Here is a 25,683-nt window from a genome sequence, read left to right as displayed (position 1 = left end):
CAGCAGTCTGTGACGCGGTCCACCCAAATGCGAGTCGGGTCGGACGAATGGCTATCCGTGACGCGTGATCGGTGGCAATCTGTCTCGTATGGATGGTGTCGACAGCGAGATCCTGGACGTCCTGCGGGCCGACTCCCGGACCTCGATCCGGGAGGTCGCCGAGCGCGTGGGGATCAGCCGGGCCAGCGCCTACGCGCGGGTCAAGCGGCTCGTCGACACGGGCGTGATCCGCGGGTTCACCGTCGACGTCGACCCCGCAGCGCTGGGGCTGGGCCTGCCGGCGTACATCCACGTCCGGATCAAGCAGAACACCTGGAAGACGTTCCGCTCGAAGGTGTGGGCGATGGAGGAGGCCGCGCACGTCGCGCTGGTCGCCGGTGACTTCGACTGCGTGATCCTGGTCCGCGCCCGCGACGCCGAGCACCTGCGCGAGCTGGTCCTCGAGCGGATCCAGTCGCTGCCCGAGGTCGTCGCGACCCAGACCGTGCTGGTGTTCGAGGAGCACGTCGGCCACTGATCTGCGAGCCTGTGCCCATGGCTGGGCTCGCGTTCGTGTTCGGTGGTTCGGAGGGGATCGGCCTGGCGGTCGCGGAGCGGCTGGTCGCCTCCGGGCGGCGGGTGGTGGTGCTGTCGCGGTCGGCGGCCAAGCTGGACGCGGCACTGGTCCGGCTGGGGGCCGGTGCACTCGCTCGGGCGGTTGACGTGACGGACCCGGTGGCGACCCGGGCCGTGGTCGACGCGCTGGTCGCCGAGCTCGGCGTACCCGACCTGGTGGTGACGACCGCGGGCTATGCGCGGCCCGGCTACCTCGAGGACCTGCCGGCCGAGGACGTGACCGGCATGGTCACGACCAACCTGCTCGGCACCATCAACGTCTGCCGCGCGGTGCTGCCACACCTGCGTGCCTCCGGCCGCGGCACCATCGTCACGACCTCCTCGATGGCCGGGCTCGCCGGGGTGTTCGGCTACACGGTCTACAGCGCGACGAAGTTCGGCGTGATCGGGTTCTCCGAGGCGCTGCGTCGCGAGGTCCGGCCCTACGGGCTGCGGGTGCTGGTCCTGTGCCCGCCGAACACGCTGACCCCCGGCTTCGACGAGGAGAACCGGCACAAGCCGGCCGAGGTGCTCGCTGCGGAGGAGAGCGTCGCGACGCTCGCGCCGGAGGCGGTGGCCGACACACTCGTGCGCGCGCTGGCCCGGCGGCGCGGGTTCCTCGTCGTACCCGGTCGGGACAGCCGGCTCGCCGCCGTCGCCATCCGACACCTGCCGTTCGTGGTCGACCGGGCCCTGCGGCGCCCGGAGGCCTCCTCAGGCTGAGCGCCGCCTGCGGTCGTGGGCCTCGAGGAACTCGTGGAGGTGCACCCACGTCGTCTCCGGGGCCTTAGTGCCGGTCAGTACGCCGAGGTGCCCGCCCGGCGCGAGCGGCAGCCGCACGTCGGGTGAGCCGGTCAGCAGCTCGCCGACGTGGTGCGCGGCGGCCGGCGGGACGAGGACGTCGGTCCTGCCCGCCACGTTCATGACCGGCACGGTCACGGTCGCCAGGTCGATGAGGTGGTTGGGGCCCTGGATCCGGCCGGTGGCGAGCTCGTTGCGCAGCGCGAGGCGCTGGTAGACCTGCAGTGTCGCCCGCCCGGGGTAGGCGAGCATGTTGTTCATGATGTGGTCGACCGCCTGCACCTGACCGAGGAACTCGCGGTCCTCGCGCTTGTTCCACAGGGTCCGCGGCTTCTTGAGGTACGTCGGCAGCGCGGTCGCCTTGCACCCGATGCTCACCACCGGCGCCGGTACCGAGCCCGCCGCCTTGAGCGCGGAGCCCACCACCTTGCCGCGGGTGACCTTCGAGGCCACCTGGACCGGGCGCAGCAGTGGCTGCTTGGACAGGTCGAACGGGCTGGCCACCATGGCCACGGAGCGGATGGGCAGGTCGCGGTGGACGGCCGTCGTACCGAGGGAGAGCAAGCCGCCCATGCACCACCCGACCAGGTGCACGTCCTTGCCGCCCGCGTCCTCGGACACCTTGCGGATCGCCGGCGGCAGCACGTCGTTGACGAAGTGCTCGATCCCGACCAGCCGGTCCTCGCCCCTGAGCGGGCCGTAGTCGACGAGGTACGTCGGCCGCCCCCGATCGACGAACGCCTGCGCGAGCGAGAGCCCCTGGCGCAGGTCGAAGCACTTCGCCTGCGAGCCGAGCGGCGGGACGAGGAGCACGGGGATCCCCTTGCTGCGCACGCCCCTCGCCCTGTCGTAGCGGTGCAGCTCGCGGGTCCGCCCGGTGTCGATCACCTCCGACGGGGTGCGGGTCAGGTCGGCGATCCCGCCCTTGACGAGGAAGTCCCACAGGTTGAGGACGGACTGCTTCGAGGGAGCCTTCGGCGTAGCCACGGAGTCAGTGTGGCCCACGTCACGGGGGCGGTGTAGCACGACCCGAAGCGAATTTCCCGAGATTCCGGAGCAGTACCCAAACGGCGGTAAAGAAAATGGAAAAGCCATGACGGCGCGTCGCACTGGGCGTTTCCTTGTCGTCAGCGCTCGGGGGCTGCTCCTTTCTCATCAACCCTCTCTCCTACCGGAGGCTTTGGCATGCGCCGACTCTCTGACCGCCTTTCGGCGGCACGCCGCAACGACGGCGGCTTCACACTCATCGAGCTCCTGATCGTCATCATCATCCTCGGCGTCCTCGCCGCGATCGTGGTCTTCTCCGTCCGGGGCATCACGGACAAGGGCGAGACCTCGGCCTGCAAGACGTCGAAGGCGACCGTTGCGACCGCCTACGAGGCCTTCGTGGCCTCCGAGCCCAACCCCAACGTTGCCCCTGCAGCCACCGTCAAGACGGTCGAGTCGCTCTACCCGGATTGGTTGCACTCCAACCTCGACGGCGACTCGATCGGCAGCGTGACCATCAGCAACACCACCACGGTCGACGACGTCGACAAGGCGACCTGCTAGTCCGCACCGATTGTCGAGGAGGGCCGTCGCGGTTTCGGCGGCCCTCCACGGGCATCTGTCAGCAGCGAACTGAGAGGCACCTCGTGTTCCACCACCTCCACCGTGTCGGCGACAACGTCGACCGGCTGCTGTCGGCCCTCTGGGACGCCCAGGGCACCGACCTCATGCTCACTGTCGGCCTGCCGCCGATGGTCCGGGTCGACGGCACCCTGCTGCCCGTCCCCGGCCAGCCCGCGCTGACCCACGAGGACACGGACTCCTTGCTGGCCGAGGTGCTCACGCCCGAGCAGCGCGACGCCTGGGACGGCAGCCACGAGTACGACTTCTCCTTCTCCTGGCGCGAGCACGCCCGGATCCGCGGCAACGCCTTCACCCAGCGCGGCCTGACCGCCGTCGCGCTGCGGATGATCCCGCGCACGGTTCCGACGCCCGACGAGCTGGGCCTGCCGCCGGTGCTCCGCGACCTCGCGATGAAGCACCAGGGCCTGATCCTGATGACCGGCCCGACCGGCTCGGGCAAGTCGACCACCCTCGCGTCGCTGATCGACCTGATCAACACCAACCGCGGCTGCCACATCATCACCGTCGAGGACCCGATCGAGTACGTCCACGACCACAAGATGGCCGCCGTCAACCAGCGCGAGGTCGGGACCGACACGGAGAGCTTCCACAACGCGCTGCGCTCGGTCCTGCGTGAAGACCCTGACGTCCTTCTCGTGGGCGAGATGCGCGACCTGGAGTCGATCCAGTTCGCCCTCACCGTCGCCGAGACCGGGCACCTCGTCTTCGCGACCCTGCACACCAACGACACCGCCCAGTCGCTGGGCCGCATGATCGATGTCTTCCCGGCTGAGCAGCAGGCCCAGATCCGGGTCCAGCTCGCGGCCGCCCTGTCCTGTGTCGTCTACCAGCGGCTGATCCCACGGATCGGCGGCGGCATGATCGCCGCCTACGAGGTGCTCACCGCCACGCCGGCCGTGCGCAACCTGATCAAGGAGGGCAAGACGCACCAGCTGCGCAACTCCCTCGTGACCGGGGCCCAGGACGGCATGGTCACATTGGAGAAGTCGCTCTCACACCTGATCCAGCACGGCGTCGTGACGGAGGAGGAGGCGGTCGCCCGCAGCCTCTACCCCAAGGACATCGACGCCCGGCCGCGGTACACCGCGGGCGTCGGCGCGGGCCAGTGAGGCGGGACGAGGTCCGATGAGGCTGAAGGGCAAGCACAGCAAGGTCGACGCTCCGGTCGCCGTCCCTCGCACCGACGAGGACGACGAGCGGCTCGGCCGCATCCTGGTCGCGGCTGGCCGGGTGCAGCCGTACCAACTGGACGCGGTCCGCGATCAGGACGGCGGGCTGGGGGAGCGACTCGTCGCCAGCGGTGCGATCAGTGACGAGGCCCTGGCACGAGCCTTGGCTGAGCACCATGGTGTCGGCGTCGCGGACTTCCGCCAGCTCGACCCGGCCGCCGAGGCGCTGGCCCTCCTGACGCGCGACCAGGCACTCGCCCTCGATGCCCTGCCGCTGACGATCGACGAGTCCGGAGTGCTGGTCGCGGTCCTGGACCCTGCGCCCGAGCGGGTCCAGTTGCTCTCGGCGGTGCTGGAACGACCAGTGTGTCCTCTCGTCATCACGCGTCGCGATCTCGAGCGGGGCCTCGCGACGTCGTACCGCGCCACGCACGAGGTCGGCGGGCAGGTCCAGGCCTTCGAGGCGCGGGACCTGCTGCGCCGAGAGGCGTCCGAGCTGGAGGCGGTGAGTGTCAACGAGGAGGCACCCGTCGTCCGGGTCGTCCAGTCCGTCATCACCCAGGCGCTGCGGGACCGGGCTTCCGACATCCACGTCGAGCCGACCGGCGACCGGGTCCGGGTGCGCTACCGCATCGACGGTGCCCTCACCGAAGTCCTCGACCTGCCGGCATCCATCGGCCCGGCAATCGTCAGCCGGGTGAAGATCCTCGGCGGCATGAACATCGTCGAGCGGCGGCGGCCGCAGGACGGCCAGATCTCGATGGAGATCGACGGCCGTGCGGTCGACATCCGGGTCTCGACCACGGCGGTCGTCGGTGGCGAGAAGATCGTGATGCGGGTCCTCGACAAGAGTCGACCCTTGTTCAAGCTCGAACAGCTCGGCATGCCCGCCGACACCGCCGAGCGCTACTCCCAGCTGATCCACTCGCCGTTCGGCATGGTCATCTGCGCGGGCCCCACTGGGGGTGGCAAGACCACCACGCTCTACGCGTCGCTCGGCGAGCTGAACAGCCCCGAGAAGAACCTGATGACGATCGAGGACCCGGTCGAGTACACCTTCGACTCGATCAACCAGATCCAGATCAACGAGGCGGCTGGCATCACCTTCGCTGGTGGTCTGAAGTCCATCCTGCGCCAGGACCCCGACGTCATCCTCGTGGGCGAGATCCGTGACGTCGACACCGCCCGGATCGCCGTCCAGTCCGCACTCACCGGTCACTTCGTGCTCTCGTCCCTGCACGCCACCGAGGCGGTCTCCGCCCTCTACCGCCTGCTCGACATGGGCATCGAGGCCTTCCTCATCGCGTCCTCTGTGACCGCGGTGGTCGCGCAGCGCCTGGTCCGTCGTACCTGCACCTCCTGCCTCGAGCCGTACCGGCCCTCGCCCGACGAGCTCGCCTTCGTGCAGCAGTTCGGCGGTCAGGAGCCGATCGGCGGCTGGCGGCACGGCACCGGCTGCCACTTCTGCGCCCACACCGGCTACCTGGAGCGGATCGGCGTCTACGAGATGCTCGTGATCACCGACGAAGTCCGGGAGCTGATCGTCGACCGGGCGCCGCACGACCAGATGCGCAAGCTCGCCCGGAGCCAGGGCATGCGCACCCTCCAGGAGCAGGCGGTCCGCCTGGTCACCGACGGCACCACGACCGCCGCCGAAGTCATGCGCTCGATCTACGTCGCGGGGGTCTGAAGATGCCGAAGTACGCATTCGCCGGAGTCGATCTCGAAGGCAACCGGGTCAAGGGCACCGAGAAGGCGGCCAGCCGCGGTGACGCCGAGGTCGCGCTCTACCAGCGCGACCTGCGCGACCTGCGCGTCACCGAGAAGAAGAGCGTCCTCCAGTACGAGATCTCCGGCCCGCGCATCAAGCGCGAACACGTCATGCACCTGTCCCGGCAGATCGCAGCCTTCCTCCGTGCCGGCCTGCCGATCCTCGACGCGGTGCACTCGATCGGCGCGGAGAGCGAGAACTCCTCGGTACGCCGGATGATGCACGACGTCGAGGACAGGCTCCGCGCCGGCGAGCGATTCTCCGACACCCTGGAGCGCTATCCCAAGGTGTTCCCCGAGTTCTACCGCGGCATCGTGCGTTCCGCGGAGCTCACGGGCGAGCTCGACACTGTGCTGTCCCGCCTGGCCGTCTACATCGAGCGGGATCTCGAAGCGCGGCGCAAGATCAAGTCCGCACTCATCTACCCGATCGCCGTCGCGGTGATGTCGGTGGTCACCGTCCTGGTGCTGTCGATCTACGTGCTGCCCAAGTTCCGCGACTTCTTCGCCGACCTCGATGCGAAGCTGCCGCTGCCCACCCGCATGCTGATGGGCTTCACCGACTTCCTCGCCAGCTGGTGGTGGGTCATCCTCGCCGTGATCGGGGCGGTGGCTGTCCTGTTCGTGATCACCCAGCGTTTCGAGAGGGGCAAGTACGTCTGGCACGCCTTCCTGCTGAAGGTCCCGGTCCTGGGCGAGACCATCCAGTACGCACTGGTGGAGCGCTTCTGCCGCGTGATGGCCTCGATGGTCTCTGCAGGCGTCAACCTCCCCGAGGCGATCCGGGTCGCGACCGACTCCCTGCGCAACCGGGTGTTCATCACGCGACTCAACGGGGTGACCGAGCAGATGCTCGAAGGGCAGGGCCTCGCGGGCCCCCTCGCTCGGACCCAGCTGTTCCCCGGCACGGCCACGTCGATGCTGCGGGTCGGTGAGGAGACCGGGTCGATGGACACCCAGCTCGAGGTCACCGCGGAGTACTACGAGTCCGAGCTCGACTACAAGATCGCCAAGCTGACCGCACTGTTCGAGCCGATCGTCATCGTCGTCATGGGCGGCATCGTCGGATTCGTCGCTGTGGCACTGGTGTCGGCGATGTACGGCATCTTCAACCAGGTGCAGGTCTGATGCAGCAGATCACCAACGAGCGTCGGGACCTCGACCGGGGCGAGACCCTGGTCGAGGTCCTCGCTGCCGTGGTGATCCTGGGCATCGCGGGGGTCGCGGTCATGACCGGCCTGATGCTGGCGGTGAAGACCTCTGACATCCACCGCAAGGAGACGACGGGCGGCGCCTACGTGCGCAGCTTCGCCGAGGCGATCCAGGACTACGTGCAGGACGGGAACTACATCCCCTGCGCCGGCCCCAACGCCTACCGGATCACGGCCGTGACGAGCCAGATCAAGGACCTGCCGTCGAACTTCGACATCGCCACGAACTTCGCGCAGGAGCAGGCCAAGGGCGTCGGTCCCACCGGCACTGCGACGAGTTGCACCGCTGCCAACGACCCGGGGATCAACCTGCTGACGCTGCACGTGGCGAGCGCGGACGGTCGCGCGGACGAGAAGCTCACGATCGTCGTACGGAAGCCGTGAGTGACGTGAACGCCGAAGCACCGACGGTCGAGTCCGTCGAGGACCGGGCCGACCAGGGGTTCACCCTGATCGAGCTCGTCATCACCGTCGCGATCGTCGGAACCATCATGGTCGCCCTCACCGGTGTGGTGCTGGAGTACCTCAAGACGGAGACCGCGACCGCGGCGCGGTACACCGAGTCGAACTCCGTCCAGCTCGCCGCCGCCTACTGGCAGCGCGACGTCTCGAGCACGGGCCTTCGCTCGGCCACTTTCGATGCCACCGACAAGACCTTCAAGCTGCAGAAGTCCGTCGACTACCCGTACACCGGTTCTCTGACGGGAGCCGGGTGCACGATCCCCGGGACCGGCGTGATCGCCCTGGTATGGGGACAGTACGAATCGGGCAGCTCCAACGACATCGTGGTCCGAAACACTCCTACGCCGATTGCCGTGACCTACTCGGTCCAGGATCGAGGATCCGGCGCCGACCGACGCTATGACCTCGTCCGCACGCGTTGCACGAAGAGCAGCGGCGGCTGGGTGGTCGACTCGTCGCAGGTCATCACCCGGAACCTGACGACCGCATCCCGCCCGGTCGTTGCGTGCAGCACGACCTGCGATGCGGCAAGCCCGCCCAGCACGATCAGCATGACGATCGAGTCGAGCGATCCCGACAACAATGACGGCAGCATCTACAAGGTCACCCTCACCGGTGAACGGAGACAGACATGATCCGTCGGTTGAAGAAGCTGCGGCTGCGCCGCGCTGACGAGGGCGCGATCCTGATCTTCGCCCTGATCATCGTGACCACGATCGCGCTGGTCGTCGGCACCCTGTTGACGCGGGGCGACGGAAGTCTCCGGGCCGCGGTCCAGCTGCGCACCGTCGCCAGCACGGCGTACGCCGCTGATGCTGCTGCCAACGTCGCCATCAACGACCTGCGGACCGGGTACGGCTTCCGCGGGCCGTCCGACCCGAATCCCGATGCTGAGCCCGCCTTCAACAACAACCCCGCGGACGGCCTCGGCTGCTTCGGGCACAACGGCGAGGACAACGGCAACCTCACCGGAGACACCGCGAGCCTGAGCCTGAATGGCTTCTACCCGGCACTCGGATCAGTCGGGACGAGCTCCGCATACGTCGAGTGCTCACCCAACAGTGGCACCGGCCAGGAGGGCGCGGTGGTCGTGATCAACAAGGACAACAAGGCGGCCTACGCCATCATCACTCTGGACGGCTCGATCACGACGACGGAGCCGCTCAACGTGCACGGCGGCATCTACTCCAACAGCTCGGTGAACGGACCGGTCGACCTCTCCATGGGCGATGCGCACGCCTTCGGCTCCTGCACGGCTACGACCGTCGTTCCCCCGTTCGTGAAGGACTGCAACAGCGCCAAGAAGATCGCCGACCCGCACGACTGCTCCGCTCCTGGGCAGACGACGAGCTGTCAGGCGTACGACCCGGACCTCACGTCGGTGCCAGCGCTGCAGAAGCCGCCGACCAGCTGTACGCCGGGCGGTGTCGCCGAGTTCGAGCCGGGCTACTACGACGACGTCACAGCACTGAACGCAGCGACGAACATGTGCGCGGCGACCTGGTTCAAGCCAGGCACGTACTATTTCGATTTCCACAACGGGTGCGTCGGGTCGGCTGCCTACTGTCCGGCAAACGTCTATGGCTCGAACGCCACGAACAGGTGGTCGATCGACAAAGGCTCGGTCGTGGGCGGCTGGCCGCCCAGTTGTGGTGCCTATTCAGCGGCGGCTGCCGCGCCGGGCGGGTCTTGCACGCTGCCGAACCCGCCCGGGATCGACAATCCCGCGACCCCTAGAACGTCGAGCTGTGTCAGTCCGATCGACAACCCGAACGCGGTCGGCGTGCAGTTCGTCTTCGGCGGTGACAGCCGGCTCTACCTGCAGAAGACGGCGATGTTCGAGATCTGCGGCAGCTACCACAGCAACCGGCCGCCCATCGACCTGTACGGACTCGACACCGGGTCGACCCCGACTGCGAAGAGCGAGACCGTCGACATCAGCAACGGCGGAAGCGTGGTCGACGCGGGTGGGTTCACGGGTGCCACGGTGGCGAACCTGAAGGCCGGTGGGAGCGGGGCGACATGGACCACCGGCGGCACCGCCGGAACCAGTTGCTGTGCCACCCCACTCGACGTCGGCAACGGCCCGAACTCGGTCCAGACCTCCGGATCGGGATCGTGGGGGACCACCGCCACGGCAGCCAACATCAGCACCGGGGGCAGCGGCGCAACGTGGACCTCCGCCAACAACCAGGGCGGTCAGCAGGGGACGCTCACCGCGACCGGTTTCGTGCCGACCACGGCGGTCCCGGCGGGAACCGCCTTGAACAACCTGCAGGTCAAGGTGCGGCACAAGGAGCCGACCCTCTCCAACAACGTCACCGTCACCCTGACGCTGGGCGCCAACGCTTGGTCGAAGACCTGGACGCTGACCCGGTCGACGGTGTTCACGACCGACACCCTCAGCCTCACTCCCGCCGAGCTGGCCTCGCTCAAGGCCTACGTGCTGAGCAACGGGTACACCGGGGCCAAGATCGCCTGGACGGGAACCCCGAACGACAAGAACCAGGTCTTCGGGGTCGGGCCGATCCAAGTTCTCCTCGACACCGGCATCCCGCCGACGGGTGGCACTACCCAGGAGTCGTCGACACTGAGGATCAACGGCTTCTCGCCGACGGCATCCGTGCCGTCCGGTGCGATCCTGACCGGGGCGACCGTCCACGTCACCCACAAGGAGCCGGACACGACTGCCAACTCGACCGGTTCGCTGACGCTGAATGTCGGGAGCTGGTCCTCCAGTCTCGCTGTCGTCGGACCGAGTGGCGCGGCGCAGACGCCGAGCACGTCGTCGCAGACTGCGAACATTCCCATCCCCGCTGCTCAGCTCAACGCCCTGCAGAAGGCCGTCCACGCCGGTGGGTACACCGGCATGACCGCCGCCTACACGGCGACCGCCAAGGGCTCGGCCGTCACCACGACAGTCGGGCCGATCACGCTCGACCTGACCTATTGGGTGCCGGTGCTGCGCGCCCAGAGCGGCTGCGTCACCACGCCCATCGCCAGCGGTGGCTGCTCGTTCCTGTCGACCGATCCCGACCACGGCAACAACAAGGTCTGGATGTACCTCCAGGGGACGACATATGCCCCCAAGGCGGACATCAACCTGACCCTCAGCAACTTCGGCGCTCAGGTGATGAGGTTCGGCCTGATCGCCCGCCAGGTCGAGTTCGACATCAACAACGGCAACCCGCGCTACACCGGACCGGTCTTCGAGATCCCGGACAACACCTACGTCCTCGGGTTCCAGAACAACGTCGTCGAGCTCATCGTCCGGGTGTGCATGGGCGAGACCACCGTGACTGCGGCGTGCAAGGCAAGCAATCCGGTGCTGCGGTCGCGGGTCCAGATCTGGGACGAGTCAGGGCAACCCGTCATCGCCGACCGCGAGATGAGGATCCTGAGCTGGAGTCGGAGCAGCTGACCACCTTGGACACGGTCGCCGTCGTCACCGTCGCCGGCCTCCTCGGGCTGGCGATCGGGTCCTTCCTCAACGTCGTGGCCCACCGGGTGCCGGCGGGGGAGTCGGTGGTGAGCCCGCCGTCGGCGTGCCCGCGGTGCGGGCACCAGATCCGGAACCGGCACAACGTCCCGGTGCTGGGCTGGGTCGTGCTGAGGGGGCGGTGCTTCGACTGCGGGGAGCCGATCAGTGCGCGGTACCCGCTGGTGGAGGCCGGAACGGGGCTGGTGTTCGCGCTGGTGGCGTTGAGGTTCGGCACCGACGGGGACGGGCTGCGGCTGCTGCCGGCGTACCTGACGTTCGCGGCGGTGGCGATCGTGCTGGCGCTGATCGACCTCGACGTGCACCGGCTGCCGGACGCGATCGTGCTGCCGTCGTACCCGGTGCTGGCAGTGCTGCTGGTGATCGGCGGGGACGGGCACGCGCTGCTGCGGGCGCTCGAGGGTGGCGCGATCCTCGGGGCGTTCTTCTTCGTGGTCTGGTACGTCGCACCCGGCGGGATGGGGTTCGGGGACGTGAAGCTGTCCGGGCTGGTGGGTGCGATGACGGCGTACCTGACGTGGGGCACCTTCCTGGTGGGTGCGTTCCTCGGGTTCCTGCTCGGGGCGGTGGCCGGGGTGCTGCTCATGGCGGGTGGTAGAGCAGGCCGCAAGACGGCGGTGCCCTTCGGGCCGTTCATGGTGCTCGGGGCGTGGAGCGCCATCCTCGGAGCGGGGAACCTGGGGGACAGCTACCTGCGCTCGATCGGGTTCTGAACGACCCGCGGGGCGAGCCTGTTCGAACAAGGGGTAGAACATGTGTTCGAACAGGTGTAGGGTGGCCGCAGGCCGTACGGCGGGATGCTCCTAGTGGTCCCGGGGACCTGAGGCCCAGCGTTGCAGGACAGGGCGCGCACCCACCAGGTGCGTCACGACCGCTGAGCCGCGGAGGCTCCTCCTGGAAGGCGAGACCGAGTTGTCGCGCCCTCAGGAAGGAAGCCCCGGATGTCCACCGCCCTCCTCGCCCGGCCGCACCCGATCGCGGGCTGTGCGGACGCGCTTCGTGCGGTGTTGCAGGACGTCGCGGACGTGCAGCCGGTGTTCATGTCGGTCGCGGAGAAGGAGGTCGCGCTGGTCGAGCTCACGCGGGCGGAGGCGCAGCTTGCCGAGCTGAAGGCGCGTGTGCTGGCGGTGTCCGACGATGTCGCGGTCGAGCATGGTGCGCGGGACGTGGCGTGGCTGGCGCATGCGACGCAGGCCGATCCTCGTGCTGCGCGGGCGGAGCTGCATCTCGCGATGGCGTTGGAGCGGCGCGCGGTGGTGGCGGGAGGGATGCGGTCCGGGGCGGTGTCGTCGGTCCAGGCGCGGGTGATCGTGGAGGCGGTCGAGGGGCTGCCGGCCGAGCTCGGGGCGGGGCTGGCTGCTCAGGCCGAGCAGACGCTGGTCGGCTACGCCGCCCAGCACCCGCCCCGGGAGCTGAAGCGGCTGGGGCGCCGGATCTTGGAGGTCGTGGCGCCGGAGGTCGCGCAGGCCGAGGAGGGGCGGCGGCTGGAGGAGGAGGGGCGGGCGCGGGAGAAGGCGTCGTTGCGGTTCCGCGACCTGGGGGAGGGGCGGACCCGGATCACGGGTGTGTTGCCGACCTCGGTGGCGGAGCGGTGGAAGCACTACCTGCAGGCCTTCACCTCGCCGCGACAGCGCGGGGGCGACGCGGTCCGCGGCGAACGAGTGCCGCAGCATCGGGCGTACGCGGAGGCGTTCGCGGCGTTGCTGGAGCTGCTTGATCCCGCGCGGCTGCCGGAGCACGGTGGGGATGCGACCACGGTGATCGTGACGATCGGAGTTGCCCAGCTGTGCAGTGATCTGGGGGCCGCAGGAGTGATCGCGGGGGACGGGGAGGAGGCGATCTCGGGGACCGAGGCGCGGCGGCTGGCGTGCCAGGCGCAGATCATCCCGGCCGTGCTGGGCGGGAAGGGGGAGGTGCTCGACCTCGGACGGCGGATGAGGTTGTTCTCGAAGGCGCAGCGGCGTGCGTTGCGTCTGCGGGACAGGCGGTGTCGGGCGGAGGGGTGCACGATCCCGGCAGCCTGGACCGAGGCGCATCACTGGAAGCCGTGGTCAGCAGGCGGGCCCACCGACCTGGCGAACGCCGTCAGCCTGTGCTCGCACCACCACCATCGCATCCACGACCGCACCTACCGTCCCGAGTTGCTGACCAACGGGGACGTCCGGTTCTCGCGGCGGACGTAGCCGTGGGTCGATCAGGCCCGGTCGTCGTAGTGGTGCACCACGCGGTCGCGGTCGCGGCGCCACGGCGGCGCGACGACCAGGGACAGCACGATCGCCAGGGCGCCGGCGACGATCAGGATCGTGCCGAGCGCGTCGTCGTTCACGTAGCTGATGTCGACGGTGATCACGTCGAGCGCGAGCACGAGGCCCGCGACGAGCAGGACGATGCCGAGTCCGATGTACATGGACCAGCAGTGCCCGGAAACGGCCGGGGCAGACCTCTCAGCGGTCGGTGAAGCAGACCAGGCAGGAGCGCGGGTCGTGCTGCAGGTGGCTCTCGTGCAGCCGCGAGGCCCGCAGGAGCAGGTCGTCCAGGGCGCGCTCGGACGCGGCGATCTCGAGGATCGTCTCCTCGAGCTCGGGGGACAGGCGCGGACCGGGCTCCGCGGTCCGGACGTCCGGCTCGGCATAGGTCGCCTCGAGTGCGCTCATGGTCCCTCCCCAAAATTGATGACCGAGACCCTCATGTCGAGGATCGGCAGTTCGGCCGGGAAGGGCAATGGTTCGAGGGAAGGTCAGGACGGTCGCGTTCCACGGGTGGCCCGATGGGGCCAGCGGACCGGGACCGGGGGTCCCCTACTGCAGGGCGGCGGTCAGCCGGGCCACGTTGTCGACGTACTTCGCGCCGGGGGAGCGCTCCTCCCACGCCTCGAGGGTGAGCTCCTTGGACAGCGCGCGGTAGGTGTCCTCGACGCGGCGCATCTTCGCCACCACGGCGGGGTCCGGCATCATCAGCGACACCTCGTAGTTGAGCGCGAACGAGCGCAGGTCCATGTTGCTCGACCCCACCACGGCGACCTGGTCGTCGATCGTGAAGTGCTTCGAGTGGAGGATGTACGGCGCGGGGTACTGGTAGATCCGCACGCCCGCCTCGAGCAGTGCCTTGTAGTACGACGCCTGCGCGTGCCCCACGAGGAACTGGTCGGACACCTCACTGACGAACAGCTCGACGTCGATGCCGCGCTCGGCAGCGGTCGTGACGGCGTACAGGAGCGACTCGTCGGGGACGAAGTACGGCGAGGTGAGCGAGATCCGCTCCGTGGCCGCGTAGATCAGCGTGGTGAACATGCGCAGGTTGTTCTCCGCGACGATGCCGGGGCCGCTCGGCACCACTTGGCAGGGGACGTCGAAGACCTCCTCGGGCCGGCGGTCCTGCTCGCCGTGGACCGCGACCAGGTCGACGACGCGACCGGTCTCGACGTACCAGTCGGAGGCGAAGACCGCGTTGAGCGCGCCGACGACCGGCCCCTCCAACCGCACCATCAGCTCGACCCACTCGCGGCCGAGCTTCTGGTTGGCGGGCTTGTTGTAACAGGGCTCGGTGAGGTTGAGCGAGCCGGTGAAGCCGACGCTGCCGTCGACGACCAGGATCTTGCGGTGGTTGCGCAGGTCGGGGCGGCGGAACCGGCCCCGCAGCGGCTTGATCGGCAGCATCGGGTGCCAGGCGATCTCGGTGCCGCGCAGCCGCTTGACCATCCTCCGGTAGCCCGGGATCCGGCGGGAGCCGATGTGGTCGAACAGCAGGCGTACGTCGACGCCGCGCCCGCTCGCGCGGATCATCGCCTGGAACACCGGGTCGGTCACGTCGTCCCAGGCGGTGATGTAGAACTGCACGTGCACGTGGCTGCGTGCCCGGTCGATCTCGCGGGCCATCTCGGCCATCAGCGCCCGGTAGTCGGACCACAGCTCGACCTCGTTGCCGCCGGTGATCGGCAGCGCGCCGAGGTTCTGGTTGAGCCTCGCCACGCCGGCCATCGCGGCGGGCAGCCGGCCCGCGTCGAACGACAGCGGCAGCTCGGCGCTGCGCTCCCGGATGGCGGCGATCGCCGTGCGCTGGCGGGTGATCCGGCGGTTGCCGAGCCGGGTGCGGCCGAGCAGCAGGAAGACCGAGAACCCGACGATCGGCTCGATCAGGATGAGCAGCAGCCAGGCCATGCCGGTCGACGGCTTCCGGTTGCCGGGAATGATCCCGAGGGCGACGAGGCGCAGCACCATGTCGAGACCGAAGACGATCCACCCGAGTGTCGACGTCGGAACCAGCAGATTCATGGGCGCAGCCTATGGAATCCTCGGTCCATGACACCGCCAGACGACAGCCTGTTCAGCCGTGTCGCCGGCGCGGTCACCGGCAAGGTCGTCGACGCGGTGCCGGTCGAGGAGATCCTCGAGCACGTCGACCTCGACGCCGTGCTCGACCAGATCGACGTCAACCACCTGCTCGAGCGGGTCGACGTCAACCGGCTCCTCGACCGGGTCGACGTCGACCGGCTCCTGGCCCGCGCGGACGTGGAGGCACTCGTGCAGCGCGCCGGGATCCCCGACATCGTGGCCGAGACCACGGGCCACCTGGCCGGGCGGACCCTCGACGTCGCGCGCAGCCAGGTCGCCGGCCTGGACACCGTGGTCACCGGCATCGTCGACCGGATCCTGCGGCGCCGCGGGCCCGCACCGCTCGGGCCGGCGCTGCTGGTGGAGCGGTGAGCCGCGCCAGCGTCACGGGTCGGTACGCCGGCCCGGTGAGTCGCGCGGGAGCGGTCGCCATCGACGTCGGGGTGGTGCTGGCGTCGTACTCCGTCGGTGTGGCGCTGACCGGCTTCCTGCTGGACGCGATCTTCGATGCCTCGCTGGAGGAGGGCACCGGGACGATCGCGTCGGTCGTCCTGCTCGGCTGGGCGGCGCTGTACGTCGCCGTCGGCACCGCGATCGCGGGCCGCACCGTCGGCAAGGCGATCGTCGGCCTCAAGGTCGTGACCCGTGACGGCCGCCCGGTCGGGCCGGCGGCCGCGGTGGTCCGGGTCGTCGCCTTCCCGCTGAGCACGTCGCTGTTCGGGCTGGGGCTGCTGCTCGTCGTGCTGCGGCGCGACCACCGTGCGCTGCACGACCTGATCGCGCGGACCGCGGTGGTCTACGACTGGGGCGACCGCCAGGCGCAGCTCCCGGGTCCGCTGACCGCGTACCTGCGCGCCCGCGACGTCGCGTGAGTGAGCCGGAAGTCAGCCCACCGTCCGCCCGATGCCCTGCGCGGCGACCTGGAGCGCCGCGACGAGGCGGGCCCGGTCGCGCTTGAGCGACGGTACGACGACGCCGAGCGCGGCGACCACCCGCTCACCGGCGGTGATCGGTACGGCGACCGAGCAGGCGCCGAGCGTCATCTCCTCGACGGTGGTCGCGTAGCCGTCGCGACGGACCTGCTCGAGCTGTTCGCGCATGCGGGCCGGCTGGGTGATCGTGTACGGCGTGACCCGGGCCGGCCGCGCGAGCGCATCGGCCACCACGTCGTCGGGCGCGTGGGCGAGGAGCACCTTGCCGACGCCGGTCGCGTGCAGGGGGAGCCGGGAGCCGACGGTGCTGACGACCGGGACGGACGCACGCCCGGAGAGGCGCTCGAGGTAGAGCACCTCGGTTCCCTCGCGCACGGCGAGGTGCACGGTGGCGCGGGTGGTGGCGTGCAGGTCGTTCATGAACGGGCGGGCGACCTCGCGCAGGCCGGTCTCGACCGGTGCGAGCAGCCCGACCTGCCACAGCCGCCTGGCGACGACGTACTCGCCGTTGGCGCGGCGCACCAGCGCGCCGCCGGCGGCCAGCTCACCGACCAGTCGGTGGGCCGTGGGCAGCGGCAGGTCGGCGCGGCGGGCCAGCTCGGACAGGGTCAGCCGACGGTGCGACTCGTCGAAGGCGAAGAGCAGCGCGAGGCTGCGCGAGACCACGGTCGCGCCTGGGACGGAGGTGTTGCCGGCCATCGCCCACCCTTTCGCTGAGTGGAAGAATGCTATCGCGCCGCACGACCCGTGGCCCCTAGCGTGGGGGCATGGACTCGCAAGCGCGGATCACCGCCGAGATCGCCGAGGCGCACGCCGCGACCCCACCGGGCGCCGCGCAGCCGCGGATCGACTTCCCGCCGTACCGCAGCTCCGCGCTGCGCCACCCCACCAAGGACCTGCGCCACGCCGACCCCGAGGGGATCGAGCTGGTGGCACCGGTGTTCGGGCACTCCGACATCGACCCGGTCGAGGCTGACTTGACCATCCAGCACGGCGGCGAGCCGATCGGGGAGCGGATGCTGCTCACCGGCCGCGTCCTCGACGGCGACGGGCGCCCGGTCCGTCACCAGCTGGTCGAGATCTGGCAGGCCAACGCGGGCGGGCGCTACATCCACAAGCGCGACCAGCACCCGGCGCCGATCGACCCCAACTTCACCGGCGTCGGGCGCTGCCTGACCGACGGCGACGGGACGTACCGCTTCACCACGATCAAGCCGGGCCCGTACCCCTGGCGCAACCACCTCAACGCCTGGCGCCCCGCGCACATCCACTTCTCGCTGTTCGGCACCGAGTTCACCCAGCGGCTGATCACCCAGATGTACTTCCCGGGCGACCCGCTGTTCGCGCTCGACCCGATCTACCAGTCGATCACCGACCAGGCCGTGCGCGAGCGCCTCGTGGCGACCTACGACCACGACCTGACCACCCACGAGTGGGCGACCGGCTACCGCTGGGACATCGTGCTGACCGGCACCCACGCGACGCCCCTGGAGCGTGACGACCATGAGTGAGACCCTCGCGCCCACCCCCGGGCAGACGATCGGGCCGTTCTTCCACGACGTCCTGCCGTACGACGGCGGCGCATTCCTGGTCCCCGCGGGCTCGGCCGGCGCGGTCCGCCTGCACGGCACCGTCTACGACGGCAGCGGCGCTCCCGTCCCCGACGCGCTCCTCGAGATCCGGCAGGCCGACCCGGCCGGCGCGGCGCCGCGGGTCGAGGGCTCGCTGCACCGCGACGGCCGGTTCACCGGCTGGGGGCGGGCGGCCACCGACGCGTCCGGGCGCTACGCCTTCACGACCGTCCTCCCGGGCGGTGTCGAGGGGGGAGCGGCCTTCTTCTCGGTCGTCGTGTTCGCGCGCGGCCTGCTCGACCGGCTCTTCACCCGTGCCTACCTGCCGGGTGAGTCCGACGACTTCCTCGCCGGACTCCCCGCGGACGAGGCGCAGACACTACGGGTCGAGCCCGAGGCCGACGGCAGCCTCCGGTTCGACGTCCACCTGCAGGGCGACCGCGAGACGGTCTTCCTCAGCTACCCGCGGCACCGGTCATGAGCATCCTTCGTCCCGGCGCGCACCGGGCCGCCGGGACCGCCGACGACACGGCGGTCCTCGCGGCCATGCTGCGCGTGGAGGTGGCCTGGGCGCGGGCCCTGGTCGCCGCCGGGAGCGCGACCGACGCCGATGCGGCAGCGGTCGCCGAGGCGGCGGCCGGGCTCGACGTCGACCTGCCTGCGCTGGTGGTCGCGGCGGAGGCGGCCGGCAATCCCGTCGTACCGCTGGTCGAGCTGCTCCGCACCGCCGCCGGCGACGCGTCCGGCGCCGTGCACCGGGGCCTCACCAGCCAGGACGTGGTCGACACCGCGCTGGTCCTGCTCGCCCGCGACGCGGTCGCCCGGGTCCGGGCCGACCTGGTGACCACCGGCGACGCCGTCGCCGTGCTGGCGCGCGCCCACCGTGACGACGCCGCCGTCGCCAGGACCCTCACCCAGTGGGCGGTGCCGACCACCTTCGGCCTGCGCGCGGCCCAGTGGCTGGCCGGCGTCGACGACGCCGTCAGGCGGCTCGACGGGCTCGCCTTCCCGGTCCAGTACGGCGGCGCGGCGGGCACCCGCGCACTGCTGGCCGAGCCCGAGGCGCTGCCCGCGTTCGCCGCCGCCCTCGGTCTCGACGCGGCCGCGCTGCCGTGGCACACCCGGCGCGCGACGGTCACGGCGATCGGTGACGCGCTCACCACCGCCACCGACGTCCTCGGTGTCGTCGCGGCCGACGTGCTGCTGCTCGGCCGCCCCGAGGTCGCCGAGGTGCGCGAGGGCGCCGTCGCCGGGCGCGGTGGCTCCTCGACGATGCCGCACAAGCAGAACCCGGTCCTGTCCGTCCTCGTGCACGCGGCTGCGCAGCAGGCGCCGGGCCTCGCCGCCCAGCTCCACCTGTCCGCGGCCGGCGCCGTCGACGAGCGGCCCGACGGTGCCTGGCACGCCGAATGGCCTGTCCTGACGCGGCTCCTGGAGCTCGCCGTCACCGCGGCGAGCCAGGCCGCCGAGCTCGTCGCCGGCCTGCACGTCGACACCTCCGCGATGGCCGCCCGGGTCGACGCGGCCACCGCGACCGGCAGCCTCGACACCCGGGGCGGGACCGGCGAGGCCGGGCGCCTCGTCGACCTCGCGATCACCCGCTGGGAGGAGACCCGTGCCTGACCTGACCTTCACGCAGCTGTCCGGGGACCAGCCACGCACGGACGCCGAGCGCGTCCTCGTCGTCGGCCCGTCCCTCGGCACCGGCGTCGCCGACCTCTGGTCCCGCTGCGCCGCGCTGCTGCCCGCGACCTGGCAGGTCGTCGGCTGGGACCTGCCCGGTCACGGGGCAGGAGCCCCCGCGACGACGGTGTTCACCGTGGAGGAGCTGGCGGCCGCCGTACGCGACCGGGCGGCCGGGATCGCGGCCGGCCGTCCCGTCTCCTACGCGGGCGTGTCCTTCGGCGGCGCCGTCGGCTTCGCGATCGCCGTCGAGCCGGGGCCGTTCGACGCGGTCGTCACGCTGGCCGCGGCGCCGAGGATCGGTACGCCGGAGGGATGGCACGACCGGGCGGCGTACGTCCGCAAGGCCGGCACCGCCGCCATGGTGGAGGGCTCCGCGGCCCGTTGGTTCGCACCCGGCTTCCTCGAACGAGACCCCGCGACCGGCAGCGCGCTGCTGCTGGCCCTGCAGTCGGTCGACGACGAGTCGTACGCGCTGGCCTGCGAGGCGCTGGCGGCCTTCGACGTCCGTGACCGGGTCTCGTTCGCGCCCGTGCCGTTGCTCTCCGCCGGCGGCGAGCACGACGTCGTCGTCACGCCCGACCAGGTCGCGGTGGTGATCCCCGGCGTCGCGCACCAGCCCACCGCCGAGGACCCGGCCGCGACCGCCGCCCTGATCCGTGAGTTCCTGGAGGCCACCCGATGACGTACGACGACCCGTTCGACGCAGGCATGACCGTCCGGCGCGAGGTGCTCGGCGACGCGCACGTCGACCGCGCCGAGGCCGCGAAGACCCCGTTCACGCAGGACTTTCAGGAGCTGATCACCCGCTACGCGTGGGGGAGCGTGTGGACCCGGCCCGGTCTCGACCGCCGGTCGCGCTCGGTCGCCGTCCTCACCGCGATGATCGCGCTCGGGCACTGGGAGGAGTTCGCGATGCACGTGCGCGCCGCGCGCACCAACGGCCTCGGCGACGACGAGATCGCCGAGGTGATCCTTCAGGCCGGCATCTACTGCGGCGTCCCCGCCGCCAACCACGCCTTCGCCGTCGCGAAGGGTGTCCTCGAGGAGCTGGACCGATGAGCATCACGACGACCACCACCGACGTCGCCATCGTCGGCGCCGGCCCCGCCGGCCTGATGCTCGCCCACCTGCTGCAGCGCGCCGGCATCTCCTCGGTCGCGATCGACATCCGCAGCCGCGAGGAGATCGAGAACACCCACCGGGCCGGGATCCTGGAGCAGGACAGCGTCCGGCTGCTGGTCGAGTCCGGCGTCTCCGAGCGGGTGCTGCGCGACGGCTACCGCCACGCCGGCATCGACCTCGCGTTCGGCGGCGGCGGGCACCGGATCGACTTCGAGTCGCTGGTCGGCGCCTCGGTCCAGCTGTACCCGCAGACCGACGTCTTCATCGACCTCGCCGACGCCCGCGCGCGCGAGGGCGGGGACGTCCGGTTCGGGGTGAGCGAGGTGTCGGTCGCCGACATCACCGGCGACCGGCCGCTGATGAGGTTCACCGACGCGGACGGCGTACGCCACGAGGTCGCGGCCCGGATCCTGGTCGGCTCCGACGGGTCGCGCAGCATCTGCCGCCACGAGTTCCCCGAGTCGCTGCGCCGCCAGTTCTTCCGCGAGTACCCCTTCGCCTGGTTCGGCATCCTTTGCGAGGCGCCCCCCAGCAGTGACGAGCTCATCTACAGCCACTCCGAGCGCGGCTTCGCGCTGATCAGCCAGCGCACCGAGACGCTGCAGCGGATGTACTTCCAGTGCGACCCGGCCGAGGACGTCGCCGCCTGGTCCGACGACCGGGTCTGGGAGGAGCTCCAGGCCCGGGTCGGCGCCAACGGCTACGTCCTCAAGGAGGGCCCGATCACCTCGAAGGTGGTGCTGCCGTTCCGCAGCTTCGTCCAGGAGCCGATGCGCCACGGCAACCTCGTCCTCGCCGGCGACGCCGCGCACACCGTCCCGCCGACCGGCGCCAAGGGCCTCAACCTGGCGCTGGCCGACGTCCGGGTGCTCGCCGAGGAGCTCGAGCTCCACCTCCGTGGGGACGAGGTGGCGCTCGACCGGTACGCCGAGCGGGCGCTGCAGCGGGTCTGGAAGGCGCAGCACTTCTCGTACTGGATGACCACGATGCTGCACCGCCTGCCCGAGGCGAGCGACTTCGACGTACGCCGGCAGGTGGGCGAGCTGACCTCGCTGGTCACCTCGTCCGCCGGGTCGACGTACCTCGCGGAGGGCTACACCGGCTGGCCCTCCTGAGGCGGTCCGGAGAACGCGCAGCCGGTCGGTACGCCGAAGCGACGCAGGAGGACCGCCGCCGGGCAGAACCCGGTGACGCTCGATTGCAGAAGGTTGGCTCCGACGAAGCCGGTGAGCAGCAGCCACCACGGCGAGAGCAGCGCGGCGAGGCCCGCGCTGGCGAGCACCAGGGTGCCCGCCAGCGCGAGGACGAGCCGGTCGACGTTCATCGCCACCACCGCTTCGGCCTCTCGGGGCGCTCGTGGCCGCCGCACCACTGGTCAGCGGGCACCCGGGCCTTCACCGACGCGACGTGCTGGCCGCAGCCGGCCCAGGTCGTCTTGCCGCAGGTCTTGCAGCGCACGGGACGGCACACGGCTCAGGCCTGCGCTGCAGCGGGCTCGAGGGCGTCGGCGAACGAGCAGAACGCGTCGTACGCCCGGGCGCCGTGGATCGTCGCGGGCCCGCCGTGCATCAGGAAGGTGACGCCGATGGCCTCGGCGGCCTCCTGCTTCGTGGCGCCGGCGCGGGCGGCGGCCTGCGCGTGGGAGGCGATGCAGCCGTCGCAGCCCTCGACGACGCCGATCGCCATCGCGATCAGCTCCTTGGTGCGCGCCTCGAGCGCGCCGTCGGCGAAGGCGGCCTTCGAAAGGGCGCCGAAGCCCTGGTAGACCTCGGGGATCGCGCGGCGCAGCTGGCGGTGCAGCGGGGAGAGCTCGTCGAGGATCGGCTTGGCGTGGGGTGAGTCGGTCATGGTGGTTCCTCTCGGGTCGCTTCGGTTGGGGTCGGTTCGGGTCGGGATCGATCAGTCGTGGGCGAAGGTGATGGCGGGCAGGATCCGGCGCAGCCAGGCCGGCGTGGCCCAGGCGGCACGGCCGGAGAGCCGCAGCATCACGGGCAGCAGGACCAGGCGGACCAGGAAGGCGTCGAGCAGGACGGCGACGCCGAGGATCACGCCCATCTCCTTGGGTGGCAGCGGTCCGGACAGCGCGAAGGTGAAGAACACCGCGACCATCACACCGCCGGCGGCGAAGATCACCCGGCCCGAGTGGGCGACCGCGCCGACCATCGCCTCGCGCGGGTCGCCGGACTTCTCCCAGTGCTCCTTGGCCGAGGCCAGCAGGAACACGGTGTAGTCCATGGCGATCGCGAAGATCATCGCGAAGAAGAACACCGGCGCCCACGCGTCGAGGAAGCCCTGGTGCTCGAATCCGAGCAGGCCCGAGCCGTGGCCGTCCTGGAACAACAGCCGCGCGACCCCGAAGGCTGCGGCCGTCGAGAGCAGGCTGGCGAGCGTGCCGAGCAGCGAGATCAGCGGCGCTTGCAGGGCGACCAGCAGGAGCAGGAAGCCGAGCAGCAGCACGACGCCGATCACCAGTGGCGTGGAGCGCTGGAGCTGGTCGGTCAGGTCGATGTTCTCGACCGCGGCGCCGCCGACGAGGGCGGACGGCGGCAGGTCGGCGCGCAGCCGGTCGATCGTCGCCGGCAGGGCGGGGTCGGACGGGTCGACCGTCGGCATCGCCTGGATCATCGTGAGGTCGCTGCCGTCGGTGGCAGGCATCGGCGGGAGAACGGCCTGGATGCCGGCGTCGTCGGCGAGCACGGCGGCGGCCGTACCGGCGTCGGTCTCGTCGACGACGACCTGCAGCATCCCCGGCGCACCGGGGCCGAAGGCGTCCTTGACCTGGGCGTACCCGACCCGCGCGCTGGCGTCCTCGGGCAGCACCTTGATCGACGGCATCCCGGTCTTCAGGCCGACGATCGGCGCGGCGAGGACCAGCAGCACGACGCTCGCGCCGACGCCCCAGGCCACCGGGCGGCGCCACAGGTGGGCGCCCCAGCGGGCGAAGACGGGGGAGCGGTGCTCGCCGACCCTGACCCACGGTAGGGCGAACCGGTTGATCCGGTCGTCGAGCTTGAACAGCACGAGGGGCAGCAGGGTCAGCGTCGCGGCCAGCACGAAGACGACCGAGATCATGATCCCGCCGGCCATCGAGCGGAACGACGGCGACGGCACGAGCAGCACGGCGGACAGGGACACGAGGACGGTCGCGCCCGAGAGCAGGACCGCCTTCCCGGCCGTGTCCATGGTCTCCGCGACAGCCTGCCGGGGCGTGCTGTGCTGGCCCATCCGGGCCGCGCGGTAGCGGACCACCACGAAGAGCGCGTAGTCGATGCCCAGGGCGAGGGCGAACATCATCGCGAAGTTCATCGCCCAGATGGACACGGGCACCAGCTCGTTGATCAGCACCAGCGAGCCGGCCGAGGCCACCAGCCCGGCGAGGGTCAGCAGCAGGGGGAGCCCGGCGGCGACGAGGGCTCCGAACGCCAGCACCAGGATCGCCAGGGTCACCGGCCAGGACACCATCTCCGAGGTCAGCATCGCCTCGAGGTTGGCCTCGTTGAAGTCCGACCAGAGCAGCGACGAGCCGGTGGGGTTGACCTGCACCGTGTCGGTCGACAGGTGCTGCAGCTCCTCCTTGAGGTCGGTCGCGACCCGCACCATCTCGTTGGTGTCGGCGCCGGCACCGCCCAGGACGACCGCTGTACGACCGTCGGGCGAGAGGCTGGCTCCGGGCATCGGCGCGATCACCTCGGCGATCCGCGGCTCGTCCTCGAGCACCTGCGTCACCTCGGCGAGCACCCGCGCGCCCTCGCCCTCGCCGAGCGGGCCGTCGGTGCTGTGTACGACGACCTGGATGGCGTGGCTGGCGTTGCCGCCGAAGTGCTCCTCGGCGAGGTCGCGCACGGCCACGGACTCCGAGCCGTTCGCCTGCCAGCCCGCGCCCGACAGGTTCTTCTCGACCGACGGCGCGAAGACGCCGAGCCCGATGACGAGCGCCACCCAGGCGATGCCGACGGTGCGGCGGTGCTCGGTCACCCAGACGCCGAGGCGGCCGAGCGGTCCTGGCCGCCAGGTGTGCGAGGCCGCCTCCGGTGCGGCCGGTGTCGTCTGCGCCACGGTGGCGCCTCCTTTCGGTTTATCCCCCCAGGGGGTTACGATGACGACAGTAGCAGATCCCCCCGGGGGGATACGGAATCGAGGAGAGGACCTCCGATGGACACCACCGACTTCACGCTCAGCACGACCCTCGCGGCGTCGTACGACGACACGGTGGCGCGGGTGCGAGAGCTGCTCGGCGACGCCGGCTTCGGCGTACTGACCGAGATCGACATCCGTGCCACCCTCAAGGTGAAGCTCGACGTGGACGTCCCGGCACAGCTGATCCTCGGCGCCTGTCGCCCCCAGCTCGCGCACCGCGCGCTGCAGGTCGAGCCGCGGGTCGCGGCCCTGATGCCGTGCAACGTCGTGGTCGCCGACGCGGGGGAGGGACGGACTCGCGTCGACGTGATGGATCCCGCCCTGCTCGCCACGCTGGCGCCCGATCCGGAGCTCGCCGAGGTGGCCGCCGACGGCCGCGCCCGGCTCACCGGGATGATGGAGGCCCTGACCGACCAGACGGGAGCGACCGCATGAAGCTGGAGCCTGAGGAGATCAAGGCGATCATCACCCGCCTCAAGAGGGCCAACGGGCACCTCGCGTCGGTGATCCGGATGCTGGAGGAGGGCGCCGAGTGCGAGGACGCACTGATGCAGCTCGCCGCGGTCAACAAGGCCGTGGGGCGCGGCGGGTACGCGCTGGTCGCCACCGGTCTGCAGAAGTGCCTGGTCGAGGGCGGCCCGGACTCGGTGGACGCGAAGAAGATGGAGAAGCTGTTCCTGGCGCTGGCCTGAGGTCTCCGGCTCAACGACCGAATTTGTCGTGGTCGGGCCGGATCAGCGACGAATTCGGTAGTTGAACCGCACGC

The 25,683-nt window shown here is 70.7% G+C and carries 29 protein-coding genes; 21 read left to right on the top strand and 8 right to left on the bottom strand.

What is annotated here, in order from left to right; translation table 11 throughout:
* Positions 1-88 precede the first annotated feature (88 nt).
* Complete coding sequence (locus QI633_RS17070; protein ID WP_282426433.1) at positions 89-517, top strand: Lrp/AsnC family transcriptional regulator; 429 nt, start codon at positions 89-91, stop codon at positions 515-517.
* Positions 518-534: 17 nt separating this feature from the next.
* On the top strand, positions 535-1,317 hold the full coding sequence (locus tag QI633_RS17065) for an SDR family oxidoreductase (protein ID WP_282426432.1): 783 nt from the start codon (positions 535-537) through the stop codon (positions 1,315-1,317).
* Here the strand turns inward: QI633_RS17065 and QI633_RS17060 are convergent.
* Positions 1,309-2,382, bottom strand: a complete 1,074-nt coding sequence (locus QI633_RS17060) for an alpha/beta fold hydrolase (RefSeq protein ID WP_282426431.1) — start codon at positions 2,380-2,382, stop codon at positions 1,309-1,311. The two genes, QI633_RS17065 and QI633_RS17060, sit on opposite strands and share 9 nt — an antisense overlap.
* 198 nt (positions 2,383-2,580) lie before the next feature.
* Here QI633_RS17060 and QI633_RS17055 point away from each other — a divergent pair, with 198 nt between their 5' ends.
* From QI633_RS17055 to QI633_RS17015, 9 genes are all read left to right on the top strand, one after another.
* On the top strand, positions 2,581-2,946 hold the full coding sequence (locus QI633_RS17055) for a prepilin-type N-terminal cleavage/methylation domain-containing protein (RefSeq protein ID WP_282426430.1): 366 nt from the start codon (positions 2,581-2,583) through the stop codon (positions 2,944-2,946).
* A gap of 83 nt (positions 2,947-3,029) precedes the next feature.
* Positions 3,030-4,136, top strand: coding sequence for a type IV pilus twitching motility protein PilT (locus QI633_RS17050; RefSeq protein ID WP_282426429.1), 1,107 nt, complete (start codon positions 3,030-3,032; stop codon positions 4,134-4,136).
* Between the two features lie 16 nt (positions 4,137-4,152).
* On the top strand, positions 4,153-5,886 hold the full coding sequence (locus QI633_RS17045; RefSeq protein WP_282426428.1) for a GspE/PulE family protein: 1,734 nt from the start codon (positions 4,153-4,155) through the stop codon (positions 5,884-5,886).
* 2 nt (positions 5,887-5,888) lie between these two features.
* A complete protein-coding gene (locus QI633_RS17040; protein WP_282426427.1) occupies positions 5,889-7,094 on the top strand; it encodes a type II secretion system F family protein in 1,206 nt (401 codons plus the stop codon).
* On the top strand, positions 7,094-7,561 hold the full coding sequence (locus QI633_RS17035) for a type II secretion system protein (RefSeq protein WP_282426426.1): 468 nt from the start codon (positions 7,094-7,096) through the stop codon (positions 7,559-7,561). The genes QI633_RS17040 and QI633_RS17035 overlap by 1 nt, the downstream gene beginning before the upstream one ends.
* Positions 7,558-8,274 carry a prepilin-type N-terminal cleavage/methylation domain-containing protein gene (locus QI633_RS17030; protein WP_349016733.1) on the top strand — a complete coding sequence of 239 codons (717 nt, stop codon included), beginning with the start codon at positions 7,558-7,560 and terminating at the stop codon, positions 8,272-8,274. Before QI633_RS17035 ends, QI633_RS17030 begins: the two co-directional genes overlap by 4 nt.
* Positions 8,271-11,060: a hypothetical protein gene (locus QI633_RS17025; RefSeq protein WP_282426425.1), complete on the top strand. Its 2,790-nt coding sequence runs from the start codon at positions 8,271-8,273 to the stop codon at positions 11,058-11,060. The genes QI633_RS17030 and QI633_RS17025 overlap by 4 nt, the downstream gene beginning before the upstream one ends.
* A 5-nt stretch (positions 11,061-11,065) precedes the next feature.
* Positions 11,066-11,851: an A24 family peptidase gene (locus tag QI633_RS17020; protein WP_282426424.1), complete on the top strand. Its 786-nt coding sequence runs from the start codon at positions 11,066-11,068 to the stop codon at positions 11,849-11,851.
* A gap of 228 nt (positions 11,852-12,079) precedes the next feature.
* Complete coding sequence (locus QI633_RS17015) at positions 12,080-13,321, top strand: HNH endonuclease signature motif containing protein (protein WP_282426423.1); 1,242 nt, start codon at positions 12,080-12,082, stop codon at positions 13,319-13,321.
* Positions 13,322-13,332: 11 nt separating this feature from the next.
* Here the strand turns inward: QI633_RS17015 and QI633_RS17010 are convergent, their stop codons facing one another.
* The 3 genes from QI633_RS17010 to cls form a co-directional block, all read right to left on the bottom strand.
* The gene (locus QI633_RS17010) at positions 13,333-13,545 is read right to left on the bottom strand and encodes a DUF6458 family protein (protein WP_282426422.1); all 213 of its coding nucleotides are present in this window, start codon (positions 13,543-13,545) and stop codon (positions 13,333-13,335) included.
* 37 nt (positions 13,546-13,582) lie between these two features.
* A complete protein-coding gene (locus QI633_RS17005) occupies positions 13,583-13,792 on the bottom strand; it encodes a hypothetical protein (protein ID WP_282426421.1) in 210 nt (69 codons plus the stop codon).
* Positions 13,793-13,936: 144 nt separating this feature from the next.
* A complete protein-coding gene (gene cls / locus QI633_RS17000; protein WP_282426420.1) occupies positions 13,937-15,409 on the bottom strand; it encodes a cardiolipin synthase in 1,473 nt (490 codons plus the stop codon).
* A gap of 27 nt (positions 15,410-15,436) precedes the next feature.
* Between cls and QI633_RS16995 the strand changes: the two genes are divergently transcribed.
* On the top strand, positions 15,437-15,841 hold the full coding sequence (locus QI633_RS16995; protein WP_141798113.1) for a hypothetical protein: 405 nt from the start codon (positions 15,437-15,439) through the stop codon (positions 15,839-15,841).
* 35 nt (positions 15,842-15,876) lie between these two features.
* Entirely contained in the window at positions 15,877-16,341 is a 465-nt protein-coding gene (locus QI633_RS16990; RefSeq protein WP_282426419.1) for an RDD family protein, read from the top strand.
* A 12-nt stretch (positions 16,342-16,353) separates the two neighbouring features.
* On the opposite strand, the gene QI633_RS16985 is transcribed toward QI633_RS16990, so the two are convergent.
* Positions 16,354-17,100, bottom strand: coding sequence for an IclR family transcriptional regulator (locus tag QI633_RS16985; RefSeq protein WP_282426418.1), 747 nt, complete (start codon positions 17,098-17,100; stop codon positions 16,354-16,356).
* Between the two features lie 68 nt (positions 17,101-17,168).
* Between QI633_RS16985 and pcaH the strand changes: the two genes are divergently transcribed.
* Genes pcaH through QI633_RS16955 form a run of 6 tightly spaced genes read left to right on the top strand, consistent with a single transcriptional unit; the run spans position 17,169 to position 21,895 of the window.
* Entirely contained in the window at positions 17,169-17,912 is a 744-nt protein-coding gene (gene pcaH, locus QI633_RS16980; RefSeq protein WP_141798126.1) for a protocatechuate 3,4-dioxygenase subunit beta, read from the top strand.
* On the top strand, positions 17,905-18,453 hold the full coding sequence (gene pcaG, locus QI633_RS16975) for a protocatechuate 3,4-dioxygenase subunit alpha (protein ID WP_282426417.1): 549 nt from the start codon (positions 17,905-17,907) through the stop codon (positions 18,451-18,453). Before pcaH ends, pcaG begins: the two co-directional genes overlap by 8 nt.
* A complete protein-coding gene (locus QI633_RS16970; RefSeq protein ID WP_282426416.1) occupies positions 18,450-19,595 on the top strand; it encodes a lyase family protein in 1,146 nt (381 codons plus the stop codon). The genes pcaG and QI633_RS16970 overlap by 4 nt, the downstream gene beginning before the upstream one ends.
* A complete protein-coding gene (locus QI633_RS16965) occupies positions 19,588-20,340 on the top strand; it encodes an alpha/beta hydrolase (protein WP_282426415.1) in 753 nt (250 codons plus the stop codon). Before QI633_RS16970 ends, QI633_RS16965 begins: the two co-directional genes overlap by 8 nt.
* Positions 20,337-20,717, top strand: coding sequence for a 4-carboxymuconolactone decarboxylase (gene pcaC / locus QI633_RS16960; protein ID WP_141798130.1), 381 nt, complete (start codon positions 20,337-20,339; stop codon positions 20,715-20,717). Before QI633_RS16965 ends, pcaC begins: the two co-directional genes overlap by 4 nt.
* Positions 20,714-21,895, top strand: a complete 1,182-nt coding sequence (locus QI633_RS16955; protein WP_282426414.1) for a 4-hydroxybenzoate 3-monooxygenase — start codon at positions 20,714-20,716, stop codon at positions 21,893-21,895. The genes pcaC and QI633_RS16955 overlap by 4 nt, the downstream gene beginning before the upstream one ends.
* On the opposite strand, the gene QI633_RS16950 is transcribed toward QI633_RS16955, so the two are convergent.
* From QI633_RS16950 to QI633_RS16940, 3 genes are all read right to left on the bottom strand, one after another.
* Positions 21,874-22,104 carry a DUF2892 domain-containing protein gene (locus tag QI633_RS16950; RefSeq protein WP_141798132.1) on the bottom strand — a complete coding sequence of 77 codons (231 nt, stop codon included), beginning with the start codon at positions 22,102-22,104 and terminating at the stop codon, positions 21,874-21,876. The genes QI633_RS16955 and QI633_RS16950 overlap by 22 nt on opposite strands.
* Before the next feature lie 149 nt (positions 22,105-22,253).
* Entirely contained in the window at positions 22,254-22,628 is a 375-nt protein-coding gene (locus QI633_RS16945; protein ID WP_141798133.1) for a carboxymuconolactone decarboxylase family protein, read from the bottom strand.
* 51 nt (positions 22,629-22,679) lie between these two features.
* Positions 22,680-24,836, bottom strand: coding sequence for an MMPL family transporter (locus QI633_RS16940; RefSeq protein ID WP_282426413.1), 2,157 nt, complete (start codon positions 24,834-24,836; stop codon positions 22,680-22,682).
* A gap of 96 nt (positions 24,837-24,932) precedes the next feature.
* Here QI633_RS16940 and QI633_RS16935 point away from each other — a divergent pair, with 96 nt between their 5' ends.
* Positions 24,933-25,352 carry a DUF302 domain-containing protein gene (locus tag QI633_RS16935; RefSeq protein ID WP_282426412.1) on the top strand — a complete coding sequence of 140 codons (420 nt, stop codon included), beginning with the start codon at positions 24,933-24,935 and terminating at the stop codon, positions 25,350-25,352.
* Positions 25,349-25,609: a metal-sensitive transcriptional regulator gene (locus QI633_RS16930; RefSeq protein ID WP_036541962.1), complete on the top strand. Its 261-nt coding sequence runs from the start codon at positions 25,349-25,351 to the stop codon at positions 25,607-25,609. Before QI633_RS16935 ends, QI633_RS16930 begins: the two co-directional genes overlap by 4 nt.
* Positions 25,610-25,683: the final 74 nt, after the last annotated feature.

This window comes from Nocardioides sp. QY071 (genome assembly GCF_029961765.1).
Classification (GTDB): Bacteria; Actinomycetota; Actinomycetes; order Propionibacteriales; family Nocardioidaceae; genus Nocardioides.
The sequence above is the reverse complement of the archived record's forward strand: the minus strand, read 5'-3'. Positions and strand labels throughout refer to the sequence as shown.

Bases quoted from the DNA above. Each gene is read 5' to 3' on its own strand.
- QI633_RS16935 (WP_282426412.1), top strand. From the start codon at position 24,933: ATGGACACCACCGACTTCACGCTCAGCACGACCCTCGCGGCGTCGTAC.
- QI633_RS17070 (WP_282426433.1), top strand. From the start codon at position 89: ATGGATGGTGTCGACAGCGAGATCCTGGACGTCCTGCGGGCCGACTCC.
- QI633_RS16945 (WP_141798133.1), bottom strand. From the start codon at position 22,628: ATGACCGACTCACCCCACGCCAAGCCGATCCTCGACGAGCTCTCCCCG.
- cls (WP_282426420.1), bottom strand. From the start codon at position 15,409: ATGAATCTGCTGGTTCCGACGTCGACACTCGGGTGGATCGTCTTCGGT.
- QI633_RS16950 (WP_141798132.1), bottom strand. From the start codon at position 22,104: ATGAACGTCGACCGGCTCGTCCTCGCGCTGGCGGGCACCCTGGTGCTC.
- QI633_RS16985 (WP_282426418.1), bottom strand. From the start codon at position 17,100: ATGGCCGGCAACACCTCCGTCCCAGGCGCGACCGTGGTCTCGCGCAGC.
- QI633_RS16955 (WP_282426414.1), top strand. From the start codon at position 20,714: ATGAGCATCACGACGACCACCACCGACGTCGCCATCGTCGGCGCCGGC.
- QI633_RS17005 (WP_282426421.1), bottom strand. From the start codon at position 13,792: ATGAGCGCACTCGAGGCGACCTATGCCGAGCCGGACGTCCGGACCGCG.
- pcaC (WP_141798130.1), top strand. From the start codon at position 20,337: ATGACGTACGACGACCCGTTCGACGCAGGCATGACCGTCCGGCGCGAG.
- QI633_RS17045 (WP_282426428.1), top strand. From the start codon at position 4,153: ATGAGGCTGAAGGGCAAGCACAGCAAGGTCGACGCTCCGGTCGCCGTC.
- QI633_RS17055 (WP_282426430.1), top strand. From the start codon at position 2,581: ATGCGCCGACTCTCTGACCGCCTTTCGGCGGCACGCCGCAACGACGGC.
- pcaG (WP_282426417.1), top strand. From the start codon at position 17,905: ATGAGTGAGACCCTCGCGCCCACCCCCGGGCAGACGATCGGGCCGTTC.
- QI633_RS17025 (WP_282426425.1), top strand. From the start codon at position 8,271: ATGATCCGTCGGTTGAAGAAGCTGCGGCTGCGCCGCGCTGACGAGGGC.
- QI633_RS17015 (WP_282426423.1), top strand. From the start codon at position 12,080: ATGTCCACCGCCCTCCTCGCCCGGCCGCACCCGATCGCGGGCTGTGCG.
- QI633_RS16970 (WP_282426416.1), top strand. From the start codon at position 18,450: ATGAGCATCCTTCGTCCCGGCGCGCACCGGGCCGCCGGGACCGCCGAC.
- QI633_RS16930 (WP_036541962.1), top strand. From the start codon at position 25,349: ATGAAGCTGGAGCCTGAGGAGATCAAGGCGATCATCACCCGCCTCAAG.
- QI633_RS16995 (WP_141798113.1), top strand. From the start codon at position 15,437: ATGACACCGCCAGACGACAGCCTGTTCAGCCGTGTCGCCGGCGCGGTC.
- QI633_RS17040 (WP_282426427.1), top strand. From the start codon at position 5,889: ATGCCGAAGTACGCATTCGCCGGAGTCGATCTCGAAGGCAACCGGGTC.
- QI633_RS17010 (WP_282426422.1), bottom strand. From the start codon at position 13,545: ATGTACATCGGACTCGGCATCGTCCTGCTCGTCGCGGGCCTCGTGCTC.
- pcaH (WP_141798126.1), top strand. From the start codon at position 17,169: ATGGACTCGCAAGCGCGGATCACCGCCGAGATCGCCGAGGCGCACGCC.
- QI633_RS17065 (WP_282426432.1), top strand. From the start codon at position 535: ATGGCTGGGCTCGCGTTCGTGTTCGGTGGTTCGGAGGGGATCGGCCTG.
- QI633_RS17035 (WP_282426426.1), top strand. From the start codon at position 7,094: ATGCAGCAGATCACCAACGAGCGTCGGGACCTCGACCGGGGCGAGACC.